The organism is Companilactobacillus halodurans (genome assembly GCF_009600995.1).
GTDB lineage: Bacteria > Bacillota > Bacilli > Lactobacillales > Lactobacillaceae > Companilactobacillus > Companilactobacillus halodurans.
The window spans coordinates 74953-90809 of record NZ_VDFO01000002.1 but is presented as its reverse complement, the minus strand read 5'-3'; the positions used below and the strand labels follow the sequence as shown (position 1 = coordinate 90809).

General features: G+C 37.2%; 15 protein-coding genes. All 15 read right to left on the bottom strand.

The window, feature by feature from the left end; all coding sequences use genetic code 11:
- Positions 1-162 precede the first annotated feature (162 nt).
- Positions 163-579, bottom strand: a complete 417-nt coding sequence (locus FHL05_RS01040) for a cupin domain-containing protein (protein WP_153385433.1) — start codon at positions 577-579, stop codon at positions 163-165.
- 2 nt (positions 580-581) lie between these two features.
- Positions 582-905 (bottom strand): carboxymuconolactone decarboxylase family protein, encoded by a 324-nt coding sequence (locus FHL05_RS01035; protein WP_153385432.1) that lies wholly within the window; start codon positions 903-905, stop codon positions 582-584.
- Positions 906-998: 93 nt separating this feature from the next.
- Entirely contained in the window at positions 999-1475 is a 477-nt protein-coding gene (locus FHL05_RS01030; protein WP_153385431.1) for a MerR family transcriptional regulator, read from the bottom strand.
- A 43-nt stretch (positions 1476-1518) separates the two neighbouring features.
- Entirely contained in the window at positions 1519-2229 is a 711-nt protein-coding gene (locus tag FHL05_RS01025; protein ID WP_162853721.1) for an SDR family oxidoreductase, read from the bottom strand.
- An 8-nt stretch (positions 2230-2237) separates the two neighbouring features.
- Positions 2238-4763, bottom strand: coding sequence for an ABC transporter permease (locus tag FHL05_RS01020; RefSeq protein WP_153385429.1), 2526 nt, complete (start codon positions 4761-4763; stop codon positions 2238-2240).
- Between the two features lie 8 nt (positions 4764-4771).
- On the bottom strand, positions 4772-5473 hold the full coding sequence (locus tag FHL05_RS01015) for an ABC transporter ATP-binding protein (protein ID WP_153385428.1): 702 nt from the start codon (positions 5471-5473) through the stop codon (positions 4772-4774).
- Positions 5474-5915: 442 nt separating this feature from the next.
- On the bottom strand, positions 5916-7853 hold the full coding sequence (locus FHL05_RS01010; RefSeq protein ID WP_153521818.1) for a M13 family metallopeptidase: 1938 nt from the start codon (positions 7851-7853) through the stop codon (positions 5916-5918).
- A 142-nt stretch (positions 7854-7995) separates the two neighbouring features.
- A complete protein-coding gene (locus FHL05_RS01005) occupies positions 7996-8460 on the bottom strand; it encodes a universal stress protein (RefSeq protein WP_153385426.1) in 465 nt (154 codons plus the stop codon).
- 18 nt (positions 8461-8478) lie between these two features.
- Complete coding sequence (locus FHL05_RS01000; protein ID WP_153385437.1) at positions 8479-9699, bottom strand: carboxylate--amine ligase; 1221 nt, start codon at positions 9697-9699, stop codon at positions 8479-8481.
- 365 nt (positions 9700-10064) lie between these two features.
- Entirely contained in the window at positions 10065-11972 is a 1908-nt protein-coding gene (gene asnB / locus FHL05_RS00995) for an asparagine synthase (glutamine-hydrolyzing) (RefSeq protein WP_153385425.1), read from the bottom strand.
- A 14-nt stretch (positions 11973-11986) separates the two neighbouring features.
- Entirely contained in the window at positions 11987-13156 is a 1170-nt protein-coding gene (locus FHL05_RS00990) for a metallophosphoesterase family protein (RefSeq protein ID WP_153385424.1), read from the bottom strand.
- 121 nt (positions 13157-13277) lie between these two features.
- Complete coding sequence (locus FHL05_RS00985) at positions 13278-13802, bottom strand: GNAT family N-acetyltransferase (protein WP_153385423.1); 525 nt, start codon at positions 13800-13802, stop codon at positions 13278-13280.
- Between the two features lie 69 nt (positions 13803-13871).
- The gene (locus FHL05_RS00980; protein ID WP_153385422.1) at positions 13872-14546 is read right to left on the bottom strand and encodes a hypothetical protein; all 675 of its coding nucleotides are present in this window, start codon (positions 14544-14546) and stop codon (positions 13872-13874) included.
- Positions 14536-15360, bottom strand: a complete 825-nt coding sequence (locus FHL05_RS00975; RefSeq protein ID WP_153385421.1) for an ATP-binding cassette domain-containing protein — start codon at positions 15358-15360, stop codon at positions 14536-14538. The genes FHL05_RS00980 and FHL05_RS00975 overlap by 11 nt, the downstream gene beginning before the upstream one ends.
- Entirely contained in the window at positions 15357-15848 is a 492-nt protein-coding gene (locus FHL05_RS00970) for a hypothetical protein (RefSeq protein WP_153385420.1), read from the bottom strand. The genes FHL05_RS00975 and FHL05_RS00970 overlap by 4 nt, the downstream gene beginning before the upstream one ends.
- Positions 15849-15857: the final 9 nt, after the last annotated feature.

Below are 15857 nucleotides of genomic sequence, written 5' to 3'. Positions count from 1 at the left end.
ATATTTTTTCATAGCTTGTACAATAGGCAACCCATTATTAACATCTGTTATACAAGCCAATTTAATATCTTTTGAAAACAAAGAAAACCCTCCCGTTGGATTACTCCAACTAGGAGGGTTCACTTCATAACGAATTAGGAACGGATTTATTTTTCTAAAATATTAGTCTGATAACTTGTTGTAGTCTTCATCAGTAACCTTTTCAAGCCATTCTGAATTACCTTTAGTAATTGCAACATGACTGAACCAACTGTCTTTAGTTGCTCCATGCCAGTGCTTAACGCCTTCTTTAATTACAACGACGTCGCCTTTTTTAAGTAATTGTGCAGGTTTGCCCCATTCTTGATACCAGCCTTCGCCACCAGTAACCAAAAGAATTTGAAAACCGTTGTGGTGAATGTGCCAGTCATTGCGACAGCCTGGTTCAAAAGTAACATTGCTGACACCAAAGTCGATATTATCTTCTGAACTAACTAATTTTTGTAAATAACTTTGACCGATGAAATATTGGGCGTAAGCTTCATTTTTTTCACCAGTTGGGAAAACTCCATTTGTTTTGAGATCTTCATTTTTTGCCATACTTATTTATCTTCCTTCCAGATTTCTTTAGCGCGGTTGAATGCACTCCAAGCCTTTGGCCAACCAGCATAAAATGCTAGATGAGTGATTTCAGCAACGATTTCATCCTTAGTAATGCCATTTTTCTTACCAATTTTTAAGTGAGCATCCAATTGCTCGATATTTCCAGCTGAAATAATACTTGCAATTGTGATTAGAGAACGATCATGTGCAGAAAGTTCAGATTCCTTGCTCCAAACTTCACCAAATAATACATCATCGTTTAATTCTGCAAATTGTGGTGCAAAATCGCCAAGCATATCATGTCCTGCTGTTTGTTTTGCCATGATTTAATTCCTCCTCGTTTTGTGTTGATAAGTATATTAAACAACTTAAAGTCGACTTTAAGTCAAGGGAAACAAAAAAAGAATCTGATTTTTTTACGATTCAGATTCTTTTTGCGTATTTTCTTCTAAATAATCGTGATTTAGCGACTTCAAATACTCTGAGAAGCTCTCACTATCTTCAATGTGACCGCCAGCTTTATCCTTGTACCAATCAAGTTTGTCATTTAAGATAGTCCATCCCTCTTGAAGACGACGGTATTCGACCTCAAAATTTTTGCGGACTTCTTCCAAAAGCTCGATTCGTTGATTGATAGTTGAATCGCCTTGAGCACGTAAATGAACATAACGTTTCAACTGTTCGATAGTCATCCCAGTACTCTTCAAATGCATCAAGAAATTGACCCAACTGACATCTTTTTGCGTATAGTAACGGATACCATTTTTTGTCCGATACGGTTTGATGAGACCTTCTTTTTCATAATACCGAAGCGTTGGACTATTTAAACCAACGATTTCGGCAAACTCGCTAATCCGATATTTACCTGTTTCTGGAACTGATTTAATAGGCATTTATTTCACCTCTGCTTGAAGTCAGCTCTAAGTTTAACACCTTTTATAAATCAACTCCACCATCGACTTTTATAACTTGACCAGTGATGAAATCATTTTCCATTAAATAGATATAAGCAGACGCAACTTCTTCGATTTTAGCCACTCGGCCTAAAGGAATATTTTCAGCAACATTATCTTCTTGTTTGGACAATTGCTTGGAATTCAAATCACGCCAAAGACCAGTGGGCGTCCAAGTTGGTGAAACGGCGTTGATGCGATTATGAGGTGCTAATTCGACTGCTACTCCTTCAACCATCGTGTTGATAGCCTGATTGCCGATAATGGCACCAGAAGCGTCATAGGGATGTCCGCCAGAACCAGAAGTCAAAATGATTGAGCCGTTATCCTTCAAATGTTTGCTGGCAATTTGCACCAACTGTAAATTGGCAAAGAACTTATCTTCAATCGCTTTTCTAATCACATCGATGGAACTATCTAAGAAACCGCCACCCATAGCGCCTCCGAGCATCGATACGATGTGGTCGAAGGAACCATATTTTTCAAAAAAGTGGTTCAACTGGTCTTTATCCTGTGCATCTAATGAACTGCCTTGGATATTGTCATCAAATCGCAATTGATTCACTCGTTCTTGATCACGTCCAATGACGTAAACATCAGCATCTTTATGTTGTGCCATAATAGCGACCTCTTTGCCAAATCCAGAAGTTCCGCCGATAACTAGCACCCTATCATTTTCAAGACTCATAATAATAACCTCAATCATTCATTAGATTTTAACGCACCGATCATATCGATGTGTTGCAATTTCTTGTGCGTAACCAGCATGACAATAGCTGTAAAGACTATCATCAAACAAGTTGCGGTCACATAACCTGTCCAATTAATCGTCAGTGGGAAAATAACTTGCTCAGTCGCAGCTTGATTCAGGATATAAGCTGTCAGCAAGTTTCCAACCCCATAGCCAACAATAATTCCGACAATCGTTAAAATAATGTTTTCTCTAACAATATACATCGTAACTTCATTATTATAAAACCCTAAAACCTTAATCGTTGACAATTCGCGAATTCTTTCAGAAACGTTAATATTAGTCAAATTATACAAGACAACAAAGGACAAAATTCCCGACAAAAGAATGAAAATTAAAACAATCGGTTTCAATGAAGACGACATCTTAGAAACTGTGTTCAAAACATCTTTCGTGTAACTCGTGCCCATTACCTCACCAGAATTCAACAACTTATTAGCTAAACTCTTACGTTGAGACTTAGTTTGTTTTTGCAAGTGCAATAACAAGGTATTAGCTGAAAGTTCTTCATTAAAGTGTTTTTGGTAAGCTTTCGGACTTAAATATAAGAAATGTCCGATGTAGTTTCTAGTAATTGCCTTAACTTTAAAACTGACCTTCTTGCCACCAGTTCTCTTAACGGAAATTTTATCGCCAGCTTTAACATTCAGTAACTGTGCTGTCTTCTTAGATAAAACTACGTCGTTTTTCTTTAAATTAGTTCCGAGGTGAACGTATTTTTTGAATTCACTGATAGATTTAGGCGTATAAATATTTACATCATTAACTTGGTCTTTATTAGCCGTCAACTTGGCAGTCGTCGAATTGATGGCAGTATTACTTTGATACTGGTCGTTCTTTTGCAAAATTTTATCTACTTTAGAATAATCAGCTTGATCATTCATTTTGACAATGGCTTGGTAATCAAAAATATCTGAATACTGTTGATTACCACTTGCAGCAATAGAATTTTGAATCCCAAAACCAGTTAAAATCAAAGCAGTTCCTCCGGCAATCCCGATAATCGTCATAAACATCCGCGATTTGAAACGGAACAGATTGCGATAACTGACTTTGCTATTGAAACTCAAGTGATTCCATAAAGGCTTGATGCGTTCAAGTAAAATCTTTTTAGCTGATTTAGGAGCCTTTGGCAACATCAAAGCAGCTGGCCCTTCGACTAGTTCCTTGCGAATAACGATAATCGCAGCTCCTAAGGTTGCTATCAGTGAAAAGACGATGGCAATTAAAATCGTTTGCCACTGCAGGGTCACAACCCAATCCAAAGGAAGATATTGCTTGTACAATGCCAAAACGATTCTTGGCAAAGTCTCGTTTCCAATAATGGCACCTAAGATAGCACCAATCATTCCAGCAGAAATTGCATAATAATAGTAATTTTTAGCAATCTCCCACTTCGTATAACCAAGGGCTTTGAAAGTCCCAATCTCACTTCTTGCTTCTTCGACCATCCGCGTAATCGTCGTGAAGGTTATCAAAGCAGCAATCAAGAAGAAGAAAACCGGAAAGACGTTAGCAATCGCAGCGATACGATCAGAACTCTCTCCATAAGCCGAAAATCCAGCTAAGTCGTCTCTGGTCTGCCAAGTATAAGTCGTCTTAGTTTGATGCATCAACTTGGCTTTAGCAGCTACTAACCTTGCCTGTTGACGAGCAGCTGCACTAGGGTCGACTTGTTTCATTTGATCGACTAATGTTTGTTGCTGTTTTAAAGTTTTCAAGCCATCTGCTGACAAGTTCTTGCTTCTTTGGTCAGCTCGATTCTTGAATTGCTTTTTCAGTAACTTCATTTTTTTAGCAACGGTATCTTTGTAACTTTTACTGAAAGTATTTTTATCTTTAAGCGAATTGAAATGCAAATTCAAAACAGTCGCTGTCGACAAATTCATCTGTTGCTTTGGAATATAAGCAAACAACTGCACTTGTCCATCGCCGATATTAGTCGAGCCACGTGATTGGTTATCGATATATTGTGGCGAATCAGCGAAACCAACAATTTTATAAGATTTTTGTTTCAAATCAGCATCGCTGCCGAATTTAAATTGTTGTCCTAATTTGTAGCCATATTCACTTTTAGCATTTTTATCTAAAACAATCTCGTTCTTATTTTTAGGCAAACGGCCGCTTCTCATAATCAATTGATTTTGTTTAGCCGATTTGTCATAACCATATAATGCTACGGCAACTTTACTCTTGCCACCAATGGCGTATTTGAACTTGGTCGATTCAACTTGAGCTCCAGGAACTTTGCGAGCAAGCTTCAAGTCTTTTTTATCAAATCCAGTCGTCGACATAACTTGAATATCGGACAAGTTTTTATCGGCCACCGTCTTATTCAAAGAATCGTTCAAACTGGGACCGGCAGCTTTGACGCCGACAAATATCAAAACTCCCAGCAAGATAATCAAAATAATAGCAATGAAGCGCCCTTTAGATTTTCTAATATCACGCCACATATTTCTCGTTAACGGATTCATCTAATCACCTACCATTCGATTTCTTTGACTGGTGTAGGATTGTCGTTATCTTCAATTGATTGGACCTTAGCATCATGAATCCGAATCACGCGATCAGCCATCTTGGCTAAGGCTGAATTGTGAGTAATAACGATAACTGTCTTATTGTTCTTATAACTAGCATCCTGAAGCAAAGTCAAAACTTGTTTTCCAGTTTCATAATCCAAAGCTCCAGTAGGTTCATCACAAAGCAACAACTTAGGATTTTTGGCTAAAGCTCTAGCAATAGCGACACGTTGCTGCTCTCCACCTGATAATTGAGAAGGAAAGTTGTCGATTCGATTCTCCAAGCCAACGGATTTCAATGTTTGCGTTGCATCAAGTGCGTCTTTGACGATTGCTGAGGCTAATTCAACATTTTCTTTTGTCGTCAAGTTAGGAATTAAATTATAAAATTGGAAGATAAAACCAACGTCATTTCGACGATAAGTTGTCAATTCGCGTTCAGAAAATTTGGCTATATCAGTGCCGTCGATTATTACCTGCCCGTCGCTTGGTGTGTCCATCCCACCGAGAATATTTAGAACAGTTGATTTACCAGCACCACTGGGTCCTAGAATAACTGTCAGTTTTCCTTGTTCAACATCAAAGGTTAACTTGTCATTGGCCATGATGGTCGTTTCACCCATTTGATATTTTTTTGATTCATTTCTGACTTCGATATATGCCATTTTTCCCTCACCTTTCTTATTAGTCTTATTATATCGGAAAACGAATTCATAACAAAAAATTCTAAATATTTTTTTGCAAAAAGTTATTTCTGGGTAAATAAATAGGCATGGTAATCAATTTTTTTGGGATTGATTGCCATGCCTAATTTTTATTTTTTGTTGAATAACCAATGTTTCTGGCTATATAGTGGAAACGAGTTACAGTGGGACAACCCTCTACACCTAAGGCTATTTCACGTCTCGTCTGCTTCGCAGCCAAGTCGCAAAATTGTCTTAGGCTCCGCGGGCTGAACGTCCCACTTGCACTCTCTAGTTGAAACGAGCTCCACAAGCCAGCTACTTCCGGTTAAGCCTATTTCCCAAACTGCTCGCAAAATACGCGAGCACTTCGTGAAATTGTCTTAATCCTCGGTAGCTCCCGGGCTTGCTCCGCTCTCTGGTTTTACCAAATGTTAACTCTCTTATCTTCATCCAACCACATTCCATCGCTTTCTTTAACGTCAAAGGCATCATAGAATTCATCCATGTTTTGTGCTTGTACGTTGGCACGTAATGGACCTGGGGCGTGGACGTCTGTTGATAGTAGTAGTTCGTTGAATTGTTTTGTAGCTTTCAAGCGCCATACTCTGGACCAGTTGATGAAGAATTTCTTGGCGTCGTAGTCATTTTCTGATTTGGCTGCTTCTAGAGCACATCTTAGTCCACCGACATCGGCTACGTTTTCGCTGACTACTAACTTACCGTTAACTTTGCCACCGGCATATGGGATGCCGTCGAATTGGTCAATCATTTTTTGTGTCAAAGTCTTGAATTTTGCGTAATCGTCTTTAGTCCACCAATTATTCATGTTACCGAACTCATCGAATTGAGCTCCGTTGTTATCAAAGGCGTGAGATATTTCGTGGGCGATTACGGCTCCGATTCCACCATAATTTTCGCTGCTTGTTTGTTCCAAACTATAGAATGGAGCTTGCAAGATAGCTGCTGGGAAGGTGATGTCATTTCTAGTTGGGTCGTAACATGCATTGACCATGTGTCCTGGCATGACCCACTTGTTGCGGTCAACTGGTTTGTGATATTGATCCAAGGAATCTTGAGTCATAATCTTGTAGATGCGAGAAAGGTTATCATACAATGAATCATTTTCATTGATTTCAAATTTATGATAGAGGTCTTGAATTTTATCGGGATAGCCGACTTTGACCACAATCTTATCCAATTTGACGATAGCTTTTTTCTTTGTATCTTCGCCTAACCAAGTGTTAGCGTTGATTCTTTGTTCGTAAATTGAAATCATCTTCTTGACCATATTGCGAACATCATCTTTAGCAGCTTCACCAAAGTATTTCTTACCATAATAAACACCGATAACTTCACTGAAGATACCAGCTGCCAAGTGATAAGCATACTTTGTTCTATTTTGAAGTTCTTTGGCACCGCTCATCGCCAAATTATATTCTCCAATAGTTTGACGGAATTCTTCATCCAAAATTGAAGCTCTGGAAGTAACGAATTTAACCATCATCCAGGCTTTAATATTGTCAAAAGTATCTTCGTTGACTAGCTTATTCAAATTTTCCAAATATCTTGGTTCTTCAATAATAACCTTGTCAGGCGTGTCGTTGATTAAGTCGACTACTAAGCTCTTCAAATCCAAGTTATCCGACTTAGTGATGTATTCGGAAAATTTCATAGGATTATAAACTTTCGTATAGTCGGCCCACTCTTCTGAACTCTTTACAATAGGAACTAATGACCTATCAAATGCCAAAGCCTTTTTTACAATTGACTTAGCTTCGTCCAACTTGTAGCCAATCATCGACAACAAGCGACTAGCTACTTCAGCATATTTAGCCAACAATTGCTTACCAGATTCATTTTTCTCATCATAGTAAGTCTTATCAGGCAAAATCAAACTAGCACCTTGAACGTAGACGACATTTTTGGCAGTATCCTTCATATCAGCATCAATACCGATATCGATAGGCAAAGCAAAACCATTCTTAGATAAAGTGGCCAAATTGTCACTCAAATCTTGTAGTGATGAAAGGTCACTAATACGTTGCATATCTTTTAAAATTGGTTGTTGGTGAAACTTGCTTAAATGATCAGCGTTGTTGGCAAGACGATACAATTTTATCGCCTGCAAAATCAAATCATCCTTAATTTCACTTTCATTATTTGCAAACTCATGGAAATCTTTCATGAGTGCTTTTTCAACACCCTCGTCAAGATCCATGAAACCACCTGTACGTGGCTTATCAGCTGGGATAGTTGCTTTTTCTTGCCAAGCTCCATTTACAACCAAATACAAATTATCTTTATAATCGGCAGGCTTGGCATCGATCATATCCCCTGCGCCGCCGATAACTTTACTCATAAACAATATCATTCACCGCCATGTTATTTTTAGAGACTACTATATCACTAATTATATTTTATTAGAATAATTATGAATCCTACAAAAAAGCGGACAAACCTGTTGGCTGTCCACTATTTTTATTTAAAAATTTTAAAACTATCTATCTGATGACACTGACCGAGACATTAGAATTGTTAACAATCTTTGCAGCTTGCGAACCAATTGTATTACGTGTCCGGTTCTTCTTTTCAACCCCAACAATAACCAAATCAGGTTGAAACTTAGGAATAACTTTTTCAGTAATAACTGCTCCAGGTCCACCCTCGGTTACCAGCATGTGAACATCTTGAACGCCATATTCCTTGGCCTTTTTGCCATAGACTTCTAGCAATTCTTTAATTTCTTCACGACGTTGGTTCAATACCTCTGGATCAAGTGATTGGAAAATATTCAAATCACCGGTTTCCAATACGGAAACGATCCCTAGTTCAGCATTATAATGCTTAGCTAAAGAGCAAGCATAGTTAAAGGCATTTCTTGATGACTCAAAATCATCTGAGTCAACACAGATCAAAATCTTGGAATACTCGATTTTTTTAACTTCGTATTCTTTTAATTCATCCATCTACTAAAACCCCCTCGGTTATTTAAAGTCGCGCCCTTTATTAGCTTCAAAGTATTTGTCGAATCTCTTTACATAATTATGGAACATGTAAGTCAACAACAACCAGCGTTTAAAGGATTTGTCTTTATCATAGAAAACAGTCGTTCCGATGCGATCTTGTTTGATCAACTCGTCAGCATAAGCTGTAGCATCATTTTTAGCTGCATACTTATTGAAGACTTTAACAGGAACTCCTAACCAAAGTTTATGTTGTGCCTTATTTTTATTGGCATAAACTGTTGGCGTATTTTCTAAGCTACCTTCAATATAATCTTCCACTACATATTTGGCAAGATTATAACCATTGAGGGTCACGAAGAAGCTACTTCTTCCTTGACGTAAATTGATTTCAAAGAACTTGAAAGTCTTATCACGGGAGTCATATTTCATATCGAAGTTGGCATAGCCAGTGAATTCGATATCTTCAAGGAACTTTTGAACTAAATCGTAAACATCCTGATTAAATTCGGGGATGATTGCAACGTAGTTACCAATTGATTGTGGAGTTGGGTCCTCCAAAATTGGGTGACCTAAACACATCATCTTGACGTGATGTTCTTGATCAACATAAGCATTCAAAACACGCATGTTGGAATCATCGCCAGGAATAAAGTCTTGAAGAATCAAATCTGAAGTATAACCATTGTCATAAATTTTACCGACAATATCCATGTATTCCTTTTCAGAGTGAATCGTAAAGGCCTTCTTGCGTCCTTCAAAATGAATGTCCAACCATTCGACACTATTGGCAGGTTTTAATGCCACGGGGAAATCGAATGGAACATCCATATCTTTTTTATTTTCATACATATCTTTAGTGATAATTTTTGTTAAAGGATGTGGCAAATTGTGTTCATCCGCTACTTTGTAGAAACTCTCTTTATTATTCAAGGATTTCAACAAATCATAATCAACGTATGGACAAACAAAAGTTTTTGACAACTCGTCCTTGTGTTTACTGATAAGTTCAGCATAACCATCCCCACAACCAATCAAAATAACTGGTTCCTTATGGTTTTGATAAACTTTAGCAATTTCTCGCATTTTTTCAATAAAAACAGGGTCTTCAGAAAATCCAGAGTGAAGTGTTAAGTCTAAGATTTTTGTATATCTTGTCGGTGCCAATTGAACTTCAGCATATGCCTTAACAGTGCCCCCATAAAGTTCATGGAAAGCACGAGCCATTCCGTAAACATTCATATCACTACCCAAAAGGATGGGCGTGAATTTTTTTCCTGATTCAGTTTCGATAGGGATCAACCTCTTACTATATTAAAATTCTATTCTTAAAATTACACACAATTCAAACAAAATTATACCATACTCAATTTAGCACATTGAATCATCCAATGGTATTTAATTTCGCGGGTTTATTATTTTCTTAATTTATCTAATTTCGGTCTTAGATGACAACTTATTACTATATCATATATCGGCCGTACCGTCATAACGCTTAAATATAATTTTCATTATGTTTCAAATCATTTTTGTCATGACTAAAGACCATCATAACAAAAAAACTATCAATTTAACGATTAAATTGATAGCCTTCAATAAAAAATAACTTATTTGCTTGTTTCAGGAACAACGACTTGAGGATCGACATCAGGCTTTTTACCATCATCGATGAAGAAGACTTTGTACCAAATTAGGAAGGTATAGATTGTCCAAACCTTACGGCGGTCATCATTTTCACCCTTGTAACAGCCATCTAGCATCTTCAAGATAGCATCTTGGTTGAAGAATTCGCCTGCAAAGTCAGAACTGAACAACTTACGGAAATCTTCATAAACTTCTTTTGTTCTAATCCATTCACGGATTGGCACTGGGAAGCCAAGTTTTTCACGTTTAGCCCATTCTTCTGGCAAAGCACGTTCTGCAGCCACACGAAGCGCATACTTGCTGTCTTTGCTATTCAAAAGATATTTTGTAGGAACGCCAGAAGCTACTCGAGCAACTTCTTTATCCAAGAATGGTACACGTAATTCCATTGAATTAGCCATACTCATACGATCAGCTTTTAATAAAATGTCATTTGACATAAATTGATGGAAATCAAGATATTGCATCTTCTTAACTTCATCGTCATAACCACTGACCTTGCGATAGCTGCGCATAACGATATCCTTAACCGATCGAGATTTTTCAAATTCAGGTTTAACTAAATCAGCTGCTTCTTTTTCAGTGAAAATCTTAGCTTCACCAATGAAGAATTCTTCAGCTTTAGCCGTTGATTCATATAAGTGCAAGCGACCAGGGAAATTAGGCATCTTCTTCAAGCCATGAGCCAAGCGATACTTAACGCCTTTTGGCAACTTCTTCAAATCTTCAGCAACGACACGAATAGCCTTTGAATGTGAATGGAAACCATAGTTAGCATATCCTGCAAACAACTCATCGGCACCTTCACCAGAAAGTATAACGGTAACGTCGCGGCTCGCTAATTTAGTTAGGAAGTATAGCGGCACGCAAGATGGGTTGGCATCAGGTTCATCCATGTAGTACTGAATCAAAGGAAGCGACTTAACAGCCTCTTCTTTTGTAACGATACCACGAGTATTTTCCAAGCCTAATTTATCAGCCAAGAGTTTTGCGGCTGTACCCTCTTCATAAGTACTCGTATCAAAGTCAATCGAGTAAGTATGTTGTGGCTTCAAAATAGCTGTAACATAACTGGAATCGACCCCACTGGACAATAATGAGCCAACTGGAACATCACTAATAGAATGTTCCTTAACTGAGTCACGCAATGAACTATCAATTCGTTTAACCGTTTCTTCAAATGAGAGGTGGTTTTCTTTGAATTCCATGTCCCAATATTTCTTGATGCTTAATTTGCCATCTTTATAAGTAAAGTAGTGGCCTTCAGGAATACGGAAGACATTCTTAAAGAAAGTCTCATTCATAGCTGAATATTGGAAAGTTAAATAAGGCTTTAGAGCAGCTTTATTGAGCTCTTTTTTAAAGTTTGGCTCTTTCAAGAAAGACTTGATTTCAGAACCAAAAATAAATGTACCTTCACGATTGTAATAATACAAAGGTTTGATACCAAAGAAGTCTCTAGCACCCGTAATATCGCCAGTCTTCAGGTCATAAATGACAAAGGCGAACATTCCACGGATTTTCTTCAATAATCCTTGGATACCCCATTCCTCAAAACCATGGAGTAAAACTTCTGTATCTGTTTCAGTGCTGAAAATATGTCCAGCTTCTTTTAAATCTTTTCTAACATCTTGATAATTGTAAATTTCACCATTAAAGATAATGGCTTTTGATTTATCTTCGTTATAGATAGGTTGCATACCACTGTTAATATCAATGATACTCAAGCGACGAAAACCTAAAGCAGTGTCGTTTTCCACTAGTTCACCAGAACTGTTGGGACCACGGTGCTTGATCGTATCCATCATTGCTTCAATTACAGGCTTCTTGTCTGCGATGTTTTTATCTACGAATCCGACAATTCCACACATAAAAAAATTCTCCCTTATATTTCAAAACTTACATACCTTGTTGCGGCTCCGTAACCAAAAATTTGTAAGCGTAATTTTTTCGGGTCGATATTGATGAAATATCCTGCTAATTCAGAGATTTCATTGTATCGTCTGTCCCATTTTTTGTTATAGTCCATCGTCAACCCATGCTTTTTCCCCATCAGGGCCGAACAATTTAATATTATATGATTAATTTCAGAAACTTTGTAGTTTTTTTCGTAATGCATATGTCCACAAATATAAGTCGTTACCTTAGAAATGCCGGTAGACGAGAAATCGTAGCGAATATCTACACCAAAATCTCCTGTTAATTCATTTTTCAACTGTCCAGAAGCTTTGTTGTTGAACGCAACTAATAATTGTTGAACTAAATCACCATTGAAGTTTAAGGCACTGCGCCCACTTGGACTGATAATATTAGCGTGGCCCATTACAACCACGTGCTTATCGACCGACTGCTCCAAAATAGTGGTCAAATCCTCCAGTTGTTGTTCTCTGACTCCTCTAACTTTCTTGAAGTCGTATTTCTTAGAACCGTTACTAAGAATATAAGGAATATCACTGGTATCAATGAAGATGATTCGGACATCGCCTTTATCGTACCAACCAACTTTTGAAACTTGATTCAAGCGAAAAATTTCAGGTTGTTCAAAATCATACTTCGCTACTAACATATCATAATCATCACGGTGAAATGAAGCAGTTTTGAAAAATCGATGTTCATCGTACTTATCATTTTCATCGTGATTGCCTTCGATAATGTAAAATGGTGGCTTGCTCTTTTGATAATTTTCCACTGCAAATTTCAAAATACCACGACTGATCTCAGGTTTGTCGCTGCCATCCATCAAATCGCCCAAGTGAACATTTAAGTCTAAACCAACGTCCGTTGCAACTTGATTGGCTTCAATAATATGCCGCATCCCATTGATACCATAGTATGAAGCACTGGCAATAGCTTTAGCATGAGTATCAGTCAAAACAGAAATCGTTAGAGTATCTTGATTTACATTAGGTAAGACGCTATTTTTATAGACACCCTCAATATAATCGACCACATAAGGTCTTGGCTTGAGTTTTCTAAAAAAATTATCCGTTTGCGTTGATACAATCTCTGAACGTCTTGGTGAAAATATCTTGCCTGTTATATTTTTAATCTTCAATTTACTGTTCTCCAATATCCAATACTAGTGAAACATTTGTATATAGTAAAAAAACCACCTTACGATGGTCTTATTATGGCTCAATTATATATCAAATATCTTTAGAAAAAGTCTTCTATGCTTATTTCAAGAGAATTTGATACGCTTTACGAATACGGTGATCCGTATCCATAGTGATAGTGCCTTTTTCAACAAAACCATTGCTCGATATCACATGTTGCATCACCAAATTATCTGGATGTGTATCAATTCTAACATCGCGATAACCTAAATAATATGACATCGTCAAAAGTTGTTGAACTAAAGACGCCGAAAGATGTTGACCTTGATGTCCAGGTTCGACAGCGATTCGATGAATAACTGAATAAGTTACTTCAGAATCTTTGGACCAGGCACCAGTAGTCATTTTTTGGTAATTCTTATCATAACCCTGTTGCAAAGCAGCGGTTCCGACCACTTCACCGTCTAACATCAATACGAAACTAATCTTTTCGTTAATGTCTTGACTGAGGATTGCTTCGTCAGGATAACCTTGTTGCCATTGAGCAACTCCACGATTGCGGAGAGTTTCTTTGGCACCTTCGATAATATTAACAATCTTTGGCAAGTCGTCAGGGATTGATTGGCGTAAATAAATATTACTCATAAAACAAAAGCCTCCTTATTTCATCAGGCTATTAAAGCAGATAAATCCACTTCTTTGCAACAGTTTTTCTCAAATTTTTTTATTTTTTCTATATATAAAACTACTAATAACAAATAGAACAAATCCATATAAAAATGTCTGCCCTGTAATTGGCAATAAATGAATAATCGTCGTCTTATTTTGCAAAGCTATAATCATTTTTGACAATGGTGGCAAGACGTATTGTACAGTACTCAAAATTTCAATCACGCTTCCAGTGAGAGCTAAATATGTGAATACCAAAATACCGACTTGACCTAGATTGGGATGATTATACCATTGGGTCTTAAATAAAGTTGCAATCGAACTTCCTAAAAAGCCACACGAAATCAAAGCAAGGATAGCATTTAAATCAAAGAGAAAGTTGTGATTTAAAATCAAACTAAAAATAAAAATCAAAATACCTGAAAAAAGATTCACGATTACTGCCGCCAAAAATTGACTGAAAGCATCTGCAAAATAACTATTGACCCTTTTTTTTAAATATTTGTTCTCTTTAGCATCGCGAGAATAAAGATTCATGGTTGAAAAGAGTGCCAAAAAAAAGATTTCCACTAATAAAAAGCTAAATTTTTTAATCGACGTAATTTTAAATAACGGCTCAGCTGTTAGGCCAAAGACAATTAGACTAAAGAGCATCGTCAAATACCAGAAATCTTGGAAGAGTGATTGGAGATAAGTTCTCAAAAGTATTCTAATTTTCACTAGACTCTACCCCCTCGAAATGATAATTGAGTCGTTCCATCTTCGTAATCAAGCTACCCTTTAAGGCTAAGGGAATCGTCAATTCCACCATATCGTTGATGTTTTCAGTGACGTATTTTTCAAGGTCCTTTGTTATCGCTGAAGAATTTGGATTAATCCGAAATAATAATCGACACTGCTCTTTTTGCTGGAAGTAAGGAATTTGTTGCAAAGCATTGTCCTTTATGAGATAGCCGTTATCTAAATATTGTTGAACTGAATCGTCAAAATTAGTTGCTGCAATGATGATGCCGGAACCATTGTCCTTTAAATCTTGAAGCAGCTTTAACATTTGCGAAATTGTCTGCTTAGTTTGAAAAACAAAAGGCTCATCTAACAACAAGACGTTAGGATGTCCGGCTAAAGTTGCTAAAAAGTCGATTCGTCTTCTTAATCCAATTGAGAGTTGAGAGACTGGTCGATCTAAATAAGGCGTCAGGCCTAAAAATGTAATCATCCCTTGCAATTGGTCAGTCCTAACTGCCAATTTTTTCGACAATCGTCTGGTTTCTTCTAAATATTTTTTGACTGATTGATCAATTTGTTGAGGGTTTTCTTGGGGCAAGTAACCGATTCTTACTCCCGGTGTGTACATAAGTTCACCGCTATCAGGCGTTATTCTGTCTGATATTGCCTCTAAAAGTAAAGTTTTACCGCTACCATTATCGCCGTTGATACCGATAATCTCCTTTTGAGATAAAGAAAAGGCTACATGCTTAAATGCAAAGTAGCCTTCAGTTTTCAATGACAAATCATTGAGTGATATTAATTTCATTTCAAATATTCCTCAACCGCTCTGGCTGCTAGTCCGATAGACAAAATAGCATCCTTTGAGATTGAATTTCTAACATCGGCGACAATTGTATTATCGTAAACTGCACCAATAACCGTGAATGAGTAGTCAATCAAGTCCACATCAGTCTTAACTTTATAATCTCCCTTTCCATATGGGTCTTCGTGATTATAAGTAAAATTGATGTCGTGACCTGCAAAAGAACCATCAACGTGATTTACTTGCACGCGGTCGTGCAATTCGCTAAGTTTGTTCCCTGGATTTTGTAAAGTCAAACGATGATCTGATTCATTTTGGTAATAATCATCTTCAGTCATTTCAAAATATTCTTTAATAGGTTTTCTTAAAACCCCAAGTGAATCCAAGATGTCATAAATCTTTTGGGCGTCAAATTCTTGTGACTTATCTTCAATTTTCTTTCTGTTTGTATAAAGCCAATCGGCTAAATTGCTAATAGTTTCAGAATCCATAGTTATCCT